The sequence below is a fragment of the Ruania suaedae genome (genome assembly GCF_021049265.1).
Lineage (GTDB): Bacteria > Actinomycetota > Actinomycetes > Actinomycetales > Beutenbergiaceae > Ruania > Ruania suaedae.
The window spans coordinates 2,993,601-3,006,159 of record NZ_CP088018.1 but is presented as its reverse complement, the minus strand read 5'-3'; the positions used below and the strand labels follow the sequence as shown (position 1 = coordinate 3,006,159).

At 71.3% G+C, this 12,559-nt stretch carries 11 protein-coding genes; 8 read left to right on the top strand and 3 right to left on the bottom strand.

Features of this window, described 5'->3' with window-relative positions:
* Window positions 1–28 precede the first annotated feature (28 nt).
* A complete protein-coding gene (locus LQF12_RS16515; protein WP_354004677.1) occupies window positions 29–778 on the bottom strand; it encodes a type 1 periplasmic-binding domain-containing protein in 750 nt (249 codons plus the stop codon).
* Between the two features lie 133 nt (window positions 779–911).
* Between LQF12_RS16515 and LQF12_RS13875 the strand changes: the two genes are divergently transcribed.
* Window positions 912–1,877 (top strand): nucleoside hydrolase, encoded by a 966-nt coding sequence (locus LQF12_RS13875; protein WP_231053498.1) that lies wholly within the window; start codon window positions 912–914, stop codon window positions 1,875–1,877.
* A 3-nt stretch (window positions 1,878–1,880) separates the two neighbouring features.
* Here the strand turns inward: LQF12_RS13875 and LQF12_RS13870 are convergent, their stop codons facing one another.
* Window positions 1,881–2,924: a LacI family DNA-binding transcriptional regulator gene (locus LQF12_RS13870; protein ID WP_231053497.1), complete on the bottom strand. Its 1,044-nt coding sequence runs from the start codon at window positions 2,922–2,924 to the stop codon at window positions 1,881–1,883.
* Window positions 2,925–3,167: 243 nt separating this feature from the next.
* Here LQF12_RS13870 and rhaI point away from each other — a divergent pair, with 243 nt between their 5' ends.
* Genes rhaI through LQF12_RS13855 form a run of 3 tightly spaced genes read left to right on the top strand, consistent with a single transcriptional unit; the run spans window position 3,168 to window position 7,896 of the window.
* On the top strand, window positions 3,168–4,343 hold the full coding sequence (gene rhaI, locus LQF12_RS13865) for an L-rhamnose isomerase (RefSeq protein WP_231053496.1): 1,176 nt from the start codon (window positions 3,168–3,170) through the stop codon (window positions 4,341–4,343).
* 44 nt (window positions 4,344–4,387) lie between these two features.
* Window positions 4,388–6,424: a bifunctional aldolase/short-chain dehydrogenase gene (locus LQF12_RS13860; protein WP_231053495.1), complete on the top strand. Its 2,037-nt coding sequence runs from the start codon at window positions 4,388–4,390 to the stop codon at window positions 6,422–6,424.
* A complete protein-coding gene (locus tag LQF12_RS13855; RefSeq protein ID WP_231053494.1) occupies window positions 6,424–7,896 on the top strand; it encodes a rhamnulokinase in 1,473 nt (490 codons plus the stop codon). Before LQF12_RS13860 ends, LQF12_RS13855 begins: the two co-directional genes overlap by 1 nt.
* Before the next feature lie 25 nt (window positions 7,897–7,921).
* Here the strand turns inward: LQF12_RS13855 and LQF12_RS13850 are convergent, their stop codons facing one another.
* Window positions 7,922–8,473: a hypothetical protein gene (locus tag LQF12_RS13850; RefSeq protein WP_231053493.1), complete on the bottom strand. Its 552-nt coding sequence runs from the start codon at window positions 8,471–8,473 to the stop codon at window positions 7,922–7,924.
* Between the two features lie 75 nt (window positions 8,474–8,548).
* Between LQF12_RS13850 and LQF12_RS13845 the strand changes: the two genes are divergently transcribed.
* The 4 genes from LQF12_RS13845 (at window position 8,549) to LQF12_RS13830 (ending at window position 12,414) form a co-directional block, all read left to right on the top strand.
* Entirely contained in the window at window positions 8,549–10,186 is a 1,638-nt protein-coding gene (locus tag LQF12_RS13845; protein WP_231053492.1) for a molybdopterin-dependent oxidoreductase, read from the top strand.
* 120 nt (window positions 10,187–10,306) lie between these two features.
* Entirely contained in the window at window positions 10,307–10,987 is a 681-nt protein-coding gene (locus LQF12_RS13840) for a fasciclin domain-containing protein (RefSeq protein WP_231053491.1), read from the top strand.
* 30 nt (window positions 10,988–11,017) lie between these two features.
* The gene (gene sigK / locus LQF12_RS13835; protein WP_231053490.1) at window positions 11,018–11,629 is read left to right on the top strand and encodes an ECF RNA polymerase sigma factor SigK; all 612 of its coding nucleotides are present in this window, start codon (window positions 11,018–11,020) and stop codon (window positions 11,627–11,629) included.
* Window positions 11,626–12,414 (top strand): anti-sigma factor, encoded by a 789-nt coding sequence (locus LQF12_RS13830; RefSeq protein ID WP_231053489.1) that lies wholly within the window; start codon window positions 11,626–11,628, stop codon window positions 12,412–12,414. The genes sigK and LQF12_RS13830 overlap by 4 nt, the downstream gene beginning before the upstream one ends.
* Window positions 12,415–12,559: the final 145 nt, after the last annotated feature.

The following is a 12,559-nucleotide window of genomic DNA, read 5'->3' as shown; positions in this document are numbered from 1 at the left end:
TCGCGGACCTTGTCGGAATCCACGTTGGTCATCGGAGTCCGGTTCCGTACGTGCAGAACCGGACTCTGATGACCGAAACGGATTCCAAGGGTGCGGCCCGTGCAGCAGCGCGGGCAGATGCACCCCGGTGGTGCTGGAGGTCGCGAATGGCAGGTCGCCGATGACGGCCACCCCCAGCGGGGCGCCCGCCTCCGCCGGCCGCTCGGCCAGTGCGCGCAACGCCCCGACGCCCACCAGATTGTTGGTGGCCACGATCGCCTGCGGCGGATCCACCAGCCCGAGCAGGTGGACCAGCGCCGCGTAGCCGCCGTTGACCCGGAAGTTGGCGTGCACGAGCAGCTCCGGTGGTGCGGTCCCCGAGCGCGACGTTGTCGAACATCACATGGTCGACCGGCTGCCCCACCCGCCGGTCCAGCGCGACCACCGCCCGCCCGCGCTCGAGCAGCGGGCCCAGCTCCGGCTTACCGCGCGCCGGTGCGATGAGCACGCCGGCCATGTTCTCGTGCTCGGCCACGCTCAGGTAGCGGGCCTCCTTGGTGGGGTCGTCGTCGGTGTTGCACAGCACCGCCGAGTATCCGGCGTGCCCCAGCACGTCCTCGGCGACCGGCGCCACCGAGGTGAAGAACGGGTTCTCGACGGCGGTGCGCACACCCGTGCGGCCAGCTCCGGGTTGACGTCCTTGCCGTTGAGCACCCGGGACACGGTGGCGGGGACACGCCCGCCTCGCGGGCGACGTCGACGATCCGCGCCATCGGTGCTCCTCTCCTCCGCCGCTCATCGTACGCAGACCCGCCGTGGCGGCCGGAACCGGCGCGTGCCACCGCCGACGGGGCGGACAGCCGCACGCCGAGGAGGCATGCCCGGCCATTGCCGTCCGCAGGGGTGGCCTTGACGAATGGCAGACTGGGGGAATGACTGATGCTGCACCGCTCTACGTCGACTGCGACACCGGGATCGACGATGCCCTCGCCCTCGCCTATCTGCTGGCCTCGCCCGAGGCCGATGTGGTGGGGATCGGCACGGTCAGCGGGAACACCTCCGCCACCGTGGCCGCCGACAACACACTCGCGCTCCTCGCCCTCGCCGGCCGGGAGGACATTCCCGTCAGCGTCGGTGCCACCGACCCCCTCCGTGGCACCTTCGGCGGCGGTGCCCCCGAGGTCCATGGCGAGAACGGGATCGGCGGAGTGGACCTCGAGCCCGCCACTGCGAGCCCGGACCCGCGGGACGCGGTCGAGCTGTTGCTGGACCTGGCGCGCGCGCACCCCGGCGAGCTGCGGATCCTGGCCATCGGCCCGCTGACCAACCTCGCCCTGGCGCTCGAGCGTGAGCCCGGGCTGCCCGCCATGGTGCGTGACGTCGTCGTGATGGGTGGCGCCGCACTGGAGCCGGGGAACGTGACCGCGGTGGCGGAGGCGAACATCGCGAACGACCCCGAGGCGGCGGCCGCCGTGCTGAGCGCGGACTGGGACGTGACGCTGGTCCCGCTGGACGTGACGATGGAGCACACGCTCGACGAGCTCGGGCGGCGCCGGCTGCTGGAGGCGCCGGAGGCGATCGCGCGGGCCGTGGGGGAGACGCTCGAGGCCTACCTGGACCGCTACCTGCAGGTCTACGGATACCGCGCCTGCGCCCTGCACGACCCGCTCGCCGCCGCGCTGCTGGTCGGTACGGTCCAGGCCACACGAGCGCCACGGGTGCCGGTGGTCGTCGACGCCGGTGACGGCCCCGGGCGCGGGCAGACGATCGTGGACATGCGCGATCAGCGGCGCGGCCCGGTGGACGTGCCCGGGGCCCGCTGCCGCGTGGTCCTCGAGACGGATCTGCAGGTCGGGCCGGTGCTGCTGGACCGCTTGGCCGGGCCGCCCGTGGCCTGATCTTCAGGCGCGGGCCGGTGCGCCGCTCCCGCTCGAGGCGCGTACGACGAGCTCCGGTGCGAACTCCACCTGCCGCGGCTGCTCCGCGTCGGGCCCCCGCAGCAGCATGTCCGCAGCGGTCCAGCCGAGGGTATGCATCGGCTGGCGCACGGATGTCAGCGGGGTGGTGAGCATCGAGGCGAAGATGACGTCGTCGTAGCCGACCACCGCCATGTCCTCGGGGATGGAGATACCGCCATCCCGCAGCGCCCGGAGCGCGCCGAGGGCGGTGACGTCGTTGGCGCAGAACATCGCTGTCGGTCTCGGCCCGGCGGAGGCCAGCAACCGGTGCACAGCGGCATCGGCGGCGTTGGGGTTGAGGGCGTCCAGGTTCACCTCGACCAGCGCCTCCGCCGGGTCCAGGCCCCGGGCAGTCAGGGTCTGGATGACGCCGTCGCGCCGGTCGACGCACTGGCGCAGGGTCAGCGGACCGTTCACGAACGCCAGCCGGGTGTGGCCCAGATCGAGCAGGTGGTTCATCGCGAGCGAGGCGCCGCCGACGTCGTCCACGGCCACCGAGCCGATGTCGGGCACCGGCGAGGTGTGGTCGAGCAGGACCACATCGGTCCCGCGTTCGCGCAGCGACAGCAGCGCGTCCAGGCTGCCGTTGGACGGCGTGGCGAGCACCCCGCGCACGCCGCGCTCCTCGAACAGCCGCAGGAACCTGGCCTCCCGATGCGGGTCCTCGTCCGAGCTGCACAGCATCAGGGTGTGATCATCCTGGGCGAGCCTGTCCTCGATGCCGCGCGCCATCTCGGTGAAAAACGGGTTGGCGATGTCGAGCACGACGGCGCCCACGGTGGTGATCTCCCCGCTGCGGAGCTGGCGGGCCGAGGCGTTGCGGACGAAGTGCAGGGACTCGATCGCCGCCTCGACCTTCTCGCGGGTGCCGGGGGAGACCGTGTCCGGCCGGTTGAGCACGTTGGAGACGGTGCCAACCGAGACCCCTGCCTCCCGCGCCACATCGGTGACGCTGGGGCGTCGGGGGCCGCCGCGGGGTCTGGCCATGACCTGCTCCTCGTCTGCGCACCGGGTCGGACCGGGTGCTCGGCGCCCACGGTGGTGCGGCAACGGTGCCCGGAAACGTCGAGTGTAACGATTCAGCGCGCTCGTGCGCCAGTGTCGTGGCCGAGGCGGAGCGGCGGCGACTCCCCTTGACGTCCTGGCTGCCACCTCACTAACCTAGGCCGAAGTTATGAATCGTTTCAGGCCGTCCCGGACATCGTCGTCATCGAACTTGGAGTGCACCCCATGACCCTCCCGGCCGACACTGCGCAGATCCGCGCAGACCTCGCCGCCCAGACCATCGAGCTCCCGTCGTGGGCGTTCGGCAACTCCGGCACCCGCTTCAAGGTGTTCTCCACCCCCGGCGTGCCGCGTGACCCGTTCGAGAAGATCGCCGACGTCGCCCAGGTGCACCGGTACACCGGCGCCGCCCCGCGCGTCTCGCTGCACATCCCGTGGGACCTCGTCGACGACTACGAGGCGCTCGCCGCCCACGCCGGCGAGCTCGGCGTGACGATCGGGGCGATCAACTCCAACCTCTTCCAGGAGGACGTCTACAAGCTGGGCTCGCTCACCCACGCCGACCCGGCGGTGCGCCGCAAGGCGATCGATCACCACAAGCAGTGCATCGAGGTGATGCACGCGACCGGCTCCACCGATCTGAAGCTGTGGCTGCCGGATGGCACCAACTACGCCGGCCAGGACGACATCCGTGGCCGCCAGGACCGCCTCGCGGAGTCGCTGCAGGAGATCTACGCCGCCCTCGACCCCAGCCACCGGCTGCTGATCGAGTACAAGTTCTTCGAGCCGTACTTCTACACGATGGACATCCCCGACTGGGGCACCTCGCTGGTGCACTGCCTCGCCCTGGGTGACCAGGCCGCCGTCGTGCTGGACACCGGGCACCACGCACCGGGCACGAACATCGAGTTCATCGTGGCCCAGCTCATCAGGCTCGGGAAGCTCGGTGCGTTCGACTTCAACTCCCGCAACTACGCCGACGACGACCTGATCGTGGGCGCTGCGGACCCGTTCCAGCTCTTCCGGATCATGAACGAGATCGTCGCCAACGACGCGCTGAAGGCCGAGTCCGGCGTGAACTTCATGCTCGACCAGTGCCACAACATCGAGCCGAAGATCCCCGGCCAGATCCGCTCGGTGATGAACGTGCAGGAGGCCACCGCCAAGGCGCTGCTCGTGGACCGGCAGGCCCTGCGCGAGGCGCAGACCGCCGGCGATGTGCTCGGCGCGAACGGGATCCTCATGGATGCCTACAACACCGACGTGCGCCCGCTCCTGGCTCAGGTGCGTGCGGACCAGGGCCTCGACGAGGACCCCTACGCCGCCTTCGCCGCCTCCGGCTATCTGGAGTCCATCGCCGCCGAGCGCGTCGGTGGGCAGCAGGCCGGCTGGGGCGCCTGAGCGCCCACCACCAGACCCGACGCCCCCGAACGAGAGCTGACGCCATGACCAACCAGGCAGTGACCGACCTGATCACGCGTTCCAACCGCCTCGGCGCCGACCCGAGGAACACCAACTACGCCGGCGGCAACACCTCCGCCAAGGCCTCCGAGACCGACCCGGTCACCGGCGAACAGATCGAGCTGTGCTGGGTGAAGGGCTCCGGCGGTGACCTCGGCACGCTGAAGGAGTCCGGCCTGGCGGTGCTCCGCCTGGACCGGCTGCGCTCCCTCGTCGACGTCTACCCGGGCCTCGAGCGCGAGGACGAGATGGTCGCGGCGTTCGACTACTGCCTGCACGGCAAGGGCGGTGCTGCGCCGAGTATCGACACCGCCATGCACGGTCTGGTGGACGCCCCGCACGTGGACCACCTGCACCCCGACTCCGGCATCGCGATCGCCACCGCCGCCGACGGCGAAGCCCTCACCTCGACCATTTTCGGCGAGAAGGTGGTGTGGGTGCCGTGGCGCCGCCCCGGGTTCCAGCTCGGCCTGGACATCGCGGAGATCAAGAGGGCGAACCCGCAGGCCATCGGCTGCATCCTCGGCGGCCACGGCATCACTGCCTGGGGCCAGACCTCCGAGGAGGCCGAGTCCCACTCGCTGGAGATCATCCGGGCCGCCGAGGCCTACATCGCAGCGAACGGCAAGGCTGACCCGTTCGGCGCGGTCCGCCCCGGCTACGAGGCCCTGCCCGAGGTCGAACGCCGCGCCAAGGCGGCCGCCCTCGCCCCGACCATCCGGGGAATCGCCAGCACGGACGCCCCGCAGATCGGCCACTTCACCGACTCGGGCGTGGTCCTGGACTTCCTCGCCAGCGAGAGGCTCGCCCCACTGGCCGAGCTCGGCACCTCTTGCCCGGACCACTTCCTGCGTACCAAGGTCAAGCCGCTGGTGGTGGACCTGCCGGCCGACGCTCCCGTCGCGGACGTGGTGGCACGGCTGGAGGAGCTGCACGAGGCCTACCGCGCCGACTATGCCGCGTACTACGACCGGCACGCCACGGCTGACTCGCCCGCCATGCGCGGGGCCGATCCGGCCATCGTGCTCGTGCCCGGCGTCGGGATGTTCTCCTTCGGCAAGAACAAGCAGACCGCGCGCGTGGCCGGCGAGTTCTACGTCAACGCCATCAACGTGATGCGCGGGGCCGAGTCCTTGTCCACCTACGCCCCGATCGAGGAGTCCGAGAAGTTCCGCATCGAGTACTGGGCGCTGGAGGAGGCCAAGCTCCAGCGGATGCCGAAGCCGAAGGCCCTCGCCACCCGCGTGGCCCTGGTCACCGGTGCCGCCTCCGGCATCGGTAAGGCCATCGCCACCCGCCTGGCCGCCGAGGGGGCCTGCGTGGTCATTGCCGACCTCAACCTCGAGGCCGCCCAGGAGGTCGCGGACGAGCTCGGTGGCCCCGACGTGGCGGCCGCGGTGGCCTGCGACGTGACCGACGAGAACCAGGTCGGTGCGCTCATTGACGCCGCGGCCCTGGCTTTCGGTGGTGTGGACCTGGTGGTCAACAACGCCGGTCTGTCGATCTCCAAGCCGCTGCTGGAGACCACCACCAAGGACTGGGACCTCCAGCACGATGTGATGGCGCGCGGCTCCTTCCTGGTGGCCCGCGAGGCAGCCCGGGCGCTGATCGCCCAGAAGCTCGGCGGCGACATCGTCTACATCGCTTCCAAGAACTCCCTGTTCGCCGGCCCGAACAACATCGCCTACTCGGCCACCAAGGCCGATCAGGCCCACCAGGTGCGGCTGCTCGCGGCCGAGCTGGGCGAGCACGGCGTGCGGGTCAACGGCATCAACCCCGACGGCGTGGTCCGCGGCTCCGGCATCTTCGCCGGCGGCTGGGGCGCCAAGCGGGCCGCGGTGTACGGCGTCAAGGAGGAGGAGCTGGGCCAGTACTACGCCCAGCGCACCCTGCTCAAGCGTGAAGTGCTGCCCGAGCACGTGGCCGCCGCGGTCCTCGCCCTCACCGGCGGCGACCTCAGCCAGACCACCGGTCTGCACATCCCGGTCGACTCCGGGGTGGCGGCCGCGTTCCTGCGCTGATGTCCGTCCCAGCAGCCTTCGCGGCGGTCGATCTGGGCGCCACCTCCGGGCGGGTGATCCGCGCGGAGGTGGGCGCCGACGGCGTCCGGTTGCGGGAGGTGGCCAGGTTCCCCAACGCTGCCGCGCCCGACGACGGCGGAACCTTGCGCTGGGATCTCAGCGCCCTGTTCGCCCACATCCTGGAGGGGGTTCGGGCGGCCGGCGAGGCCGGGCCACTCACCGGCATCGGCATCGACACCTGGGCGGTCGACTACGGCCTGCTGGACGCGGAGGGTCGCCTGCTCGCCGAGCCGGTCGCCTATCGCGACGCGCGCACCGAGGCGGTGATCGACGAGGTTCACGCGAGCGTCCCGCCGGCGGATCTCTACGCCGTCTCCGGGATGCAGCATCTGCCCTTCAACACGATCTACCAGCTGGCCGCCGAACAGCGGGGCCTGCTGTGGGCTCGTGCCGACCAGGCGCTGCTGCTGCCGGATCTGCTCGCCTACTGGCTCACCGGCGCCCGGGTGAGCGAGTACACGAACGCCTCCAGCACCGCGCTGCTGGATCAGCGCACCGGCCAGTGGTCGGCGGACCTGATGGGCCGGCTCGGTATCCCGGCCGGGCTGTTCCCGCCGGTGGTCCAGCCGGGCCACCGGATCGCCGTACTGAGCGAGGACATCCAGCGCCGCACCGGCCTGGGGCCGGTGCCGGTGTACGCCGTCGGTTCGCACGACACCGCCTCCGCGGTGGCATCGGTACCCGCGGCCGGCACCGATTTCGCCTACATCTCCTCCGGGACCTGGTCCCTGGTGGGGGTCGAGCTCGACGAGCCCGTCCTCACCGAGGCCAGCCGGCAGGGAAACTTCACCAATGAGCGCGGGGTGGACGCCACCGTCCGGTACCTGCGCAACGTGATGGGCCTGTGGGTGCTCTCGGAGTCGCAGCGCCTCTGGGACGAGCGCGGTCAGGGTGTGCCGATCGGGCCGCTGCTGCAGGCAGCCGCCGAGGAGGAGCCGCGCCGGACGATCGTCGACGTCGACCACCCCGACTTCCTGCCACCGGGGGACATGCCGGCGCGGCTCGCCGCCCACGCGGAGTCCGCCGGGCAGCCGGTGCCACAGACGCCCGCCCAGGTGGCGCGCTGCGTCATCGACTCCCTCGCGGTGGCCTACCGCCGGGCGATCGACGACGCCCGGCGTCTCTGCGGCAAGGACATCGACGTCATCCACGTGGTCGGCGGTGGGTCGCAGAACACGCTGCTGTGCCAGGCCACCGCCGACGCCACCGGTCTCCCGGTCGTCGCCGGCCCCGAGGAGGGGACGGCGCTGGGGAACGTGCTGGTGCAGGCACGGGCGGCCGGGGTCCTCACCGGCGACCTGAGCGCCCTGCGCGAGGTCGGCGCCCGCGGCTTGGAACTACGGCGTTACGCACCGGACCCCCGCGAACGCGAGGCGTGGGCCGCCGTCGGGAGCCGCGAGATCGGGCTCTGAGCCGTGTGTGCCCGGTGCCGGCCGGTCACCGGCCGTGCTGCCAGAGCGCCCGTGCGCCGGGCCGGAGCAGGAGAGCGAACGCGACCATCCCGGCCAGCAGGACCAGCCCGCCCGGGCCGGCGCCGGCCGCCGTCTCGGCGGACACGAACAGCCCGCTGAAGATCACGGTCACGCCCGCTCCGATCAGTCCGAGCCACATCAACACCCGGAATGTGGTGGCCGCGCGCTGGGAGGCTGAGCGCTGTGCCATGAGGACAAGGCCGGCGAGGCAGCCGAGGGCCACGAGCAGCAGGCCGAGGAAGCCGACCGCCATCAGCGCTGCCAGCGCCACGTCGCCGCCCTCCCCGGTGCGTGCGGCCTCCAGGAAGATGAACCCGGTGGTCAGGACCAGGTACCGGGTCTCCTCCTCGCCGGAGTCACCAACGGCACGGACCTCGGTGCCGAGCGGAAGGAGCACACCGGCGCACACCAGCGACGCCGTGACAGCACACCAGGCGCGCAGCGCCATGGTCTCCAGCCTCGTGACCTGTTCGCGCAGGCGTTCCAGCTCGCCGGTGATCGCAGCATCCTCGGTCATGGCCCCTCCCCCTTCCGCTGGCAACATAACAGCCCCCGCACCCATCCGCCCGGGGCGCCGCTACGAACCGTTCCCATGGAACGCACCCGCGGTCGACGATCCGCCCGGCCCACCCCACCTGCCTGGTTGCGCGCGCTCACCGGCGTCGTAGCAGCCGCGGCAGGGCTGGGAGTGGGCCACACTGTCGCTGCCCTGACCACCCCGGCGGCCTCGCCGCTGCTGGCGGTAGGGAGCGTCGCCATCGACGCCGCACCGACGCCGGTCAAGGAGTTCGCCGTCCAGACCTTCGGCAACGCCGACAAGCCGGTGCTGCTGGCGGGGATGGCGGTGGTGCTGGTGCTGATCACGGCGGTTCTGGGCACGCTGGCCTACCACCGTCGGTGGGTCGCTGTGGCAGGCCTGGTGGCGCTGGCAGCGATCGCGGCCGCGGCAGCGCTGAGCCGCACGCCGGAGTTGTTCGCGGTGCTACCGGCGGTGGCGACCGGTCTGGTCGCGGTGGCCGGGATGCTGTGGGTGCGCGCAGGGGTGCTTGGCGCGCCGAGCGCTCAGTCAGATCAGCCCACTCAGCCCACTCAGCCCGATCAGATCGCTCAGACCGCTGCACCGGTGTCCCCGCTGGACAGTCCTCGCGTGCGTGCCGGCCGGTTCGTGCCGACGCGGCGCGGAGTGCTGATCGGTGGCCCGGCGGCGCTGGCCGCGGCCGGCGTCGGTGGCGGTGTCCTGCTCTCGGGCCTGCGCGGTGACGACGCGATCGGTCGTGATCGCGCGCTCCCGGAGCCGAGCGATCCGGCGCAACCCCTACCTGACGGCGTGGAGCTGGACGTCCCCGGCATCACTCCGTTCCGCACGGCCTCCCCTGACTTCTACCGCGTCGACATCGCCCTGAGCACCCCCCGGATCGACGTCGGCACCTGGTCGTTGCCGATCGGGGGGCTCGTCGATGAGCCCCTCACGCTGAGCTACCAGGACATCCTGGACATGCCCCTGGTCGAGCGCTGGATCACCCTGACGTGCGTGTCCAATCCTGTCGGCGGGCCCTACGTCAGCACCGGGCGGTGGCTCGGTGTGCCGCTGCTGGACCTCTTCGACCGGGTCGGCGTGCAGCCCGAGGCCAACCAGATCTTCACCGAGAGCGCGGACGGCCTGACGATGAGCATCCCGCTCGAGGAGGCCACGGACGGCCGCGACGCGATGCTCGTCGTCGGCCTCAACGGCGAGCAGCTCCCGGTCGAGCGTGGGTTCCCCGCCCGGCTGATCGTGCCCGGCCTGTTCGGCTTCGTCTCGGCGGCCAAGTGGATCACCCGCATGGACCTGTCCACCTACGAGCGTGACGTCGCCTACTGGACCGAACGCGACTGGGCCACCGACGCTCCGGTGCTCACCCAGACCCGGATCGACGTGCCGGGCCCGCTCGAGCGGGTCTCCGCCGGCACCGTGACGATGGCCGGCGTCGCCTGGGCGCAGCAGCGCGGCATCGAGGCCGTCGAGGTACGCATCGACGACGGGCAGTGGCAACAGGCCGAGCTCGCCGCGGACGCCGGTGTGGATCTGTGGCGGCACTGGCGCTTCGACTGGGACAGCACCGGGTCCGGTCGTCACGACGTGCAGGTGCGTGCCACGGACGGGACGGGAGCCACCCAGGTGGCCGAGCGCACCGATCCCATTCCCGACGGCGCCCGCGGATGGCACTCGATCGCGTTCATGGTCGAGTAGCCGCCGAAATCGAATGCGCGCTCGGGTGGATCGACCAATCCGCCCGGGCGCCCGCACCGAATACCAGATGTCAGATCAACCGCTGACGGCTGGATCCTCCAGTCGACCGACACAAGGAGTATGACCGTGAAGATCCGCACCTATGCACCGGCCCTCACCCTGGCCGCCGCGCTCACCCTGGCCGCCTGCTCGGGAGGCGAGGCCGACGAGACGGCCGACGCTCCCGCCGCTGACGAGCCCACCACCTCGGAAGAGATGACCGAGGACGAGATGGCCGAAGAGCCCACCGATGACGAGATGTCCGAGGACATGGGCGCGATGGGCGCTCAGTTCGGACCGGCCTGTGCCGACATCCCCGAGGACGGCCCCGGCAGCTTCGACGGTATGGCCCAGGACCCGGTGGCCACGGCCGCCAGCAACAACCCCGAGCTGTCCACGCTGGTCGAGCTGGTCGGCCTCGCCGAGCTGGGCGACACCCTGAACAGCGCCGAGGGCATCACCGTCTTCGCCCCGGCCAACGCCGCGTTCGAGGCGCTGCCGGAGGAGACCGTCCAGGCCGTCCAGGACGACCCGAGCGGCCTGCTGACCGAGGTCCTGACCTACCACGTGGTGCCCGAGACCCTCACCCCTGAGGACCTGGCCGGTACGTTCGAGACCCTCAACGGGGCCGAGCTGACCGTCGAGGGCTCCGGTGAGGAGTTCACCGTCGGTGCCGATGGCGCCTCGGTCGTCTGCGGTAACGTGCAGACCGCCAACGCGACCGTCTACATCATCGACGGCGTCCTGATGCCGTCGGAGTGAGTCCGGCGCTGACGTTCGGATAGAACCGACATGATCAGAGCGAACAACCCGGTGCCGGAGGAGTCCAGCTCCTCCGGCACCGCCGGTTCGGCCGGTGGCGATCACCTCGCCGAGTTGCTCCACCGCAGCTCGCGGGGGGACTCGCAGGCTTTCGCCGAGCTGTACGACGCGACGTCCTCACGGGTGTACGGGGTGGTGCTGCGAGTGGTGAGGGATCCCTCGCAGGCCGCCGAGGTCACCCAGGACTGCTACCTCCAGTACTGGGAGCAGGCCGCGCGTTATGAGCCGGGCAAGGGGTCGGTGCAGGGGTGGATGACCACGATCGCCCACCGCCGGGCGGTCGACCGGGTCCGCTCCGCACAGGCGGCACAGAACCGGCACGTGCTCTACGAGGCACGGGAGGCCAGGCAGAGCGTCGACGTCTCCGAGGTGGTCGTGGACCGGTTCGAGGCGGACCGGGTGCGGCGGGCCCTGCGCACCCTGACCGCGACTCAACGTGAAGCGATCGAGTTCGCCTACTTCGGCGGGTACACCCACGTCGAGGTGGCGGGCATCCTCAACATCCCGCTCGGGACCGCGAAGACCCGGCTACGGGACGGGCTGATACGACTACGAGACTTTTTCGGAGGGGAGGAACGATGACGGACGACGCATCCATCCACGCGCTGACCGGCGCCTACGTGCTCGATGCGGTGGACGAGGACGAGCGCGCCGCCTTCGAGGAGCACCTCGCCGACTGCGCAGTGTGCCGTGACGAGGTCGACTCCCTGCGCGAGGCGGCCGAGTACCTCACCCCCGTCAGTGCCGTCGAGCCTCCCCCCGAGCTGCGCGAGCAGGTGCTCGCGGGTATCGAGCGGATCCGCCCCCTCCCCCCGGTGGCGCCGGAGCCCACGCCCGAGCCTGCCGCCGAGCCCGACGACCTGCAGGCGGCGGCCCGTCGCCGTCGTGCCCGGCGCGAATCGGCCCGGCGCTGGCGCCTGGTTGCGGCGGCGGCCTGTCTGGTGGCCGTGGTCGCCCTCGGCTGGGGAGTCCGGCCGCAGACCGCCCCGCCCCGCCAGGTCGCGCCGATCGAGACCACCACCGACGCCGAGCTGCTGCAGATCCTGCACTCCGGGGACCTGGAGGTGGTGACGGCCGGCGGATCCGGCGATCCGCGGGTGGCCCTGTTCATCTCCCGCTCCCACGGCGCCGCCGCGGTCTCCTTCCGTGATCTCCCGGCCGTCGATGCCGGCCACCAGTTCCAGGCCTGGACGCTGGTCGGCGGGGAGCCCTCTAGTGCCGGTGTCTTCACGGCGCACGACGGCGGGGCGACGATGATGATGGACGCCTCCGCTCTGAGCACGGACGCGATGGCGATCACCGTGGAGCCGGTCGGAGGATCGGATGAACCGACAGGCGAGATCGTCGCCCAGATGCCGATGCCCTGAGGCTCTCCTGCAACGACGGCGCCGGCCGAGGTGGACACACCTCGGCCGGCGCTGTGCTGTGCACGCCGGCGGCGTCTGCAGGTAGTACAACGATTCGAACGCCTCCGTACGTGACCGAATCGTGATGAGAACAGCTGGACGGCGC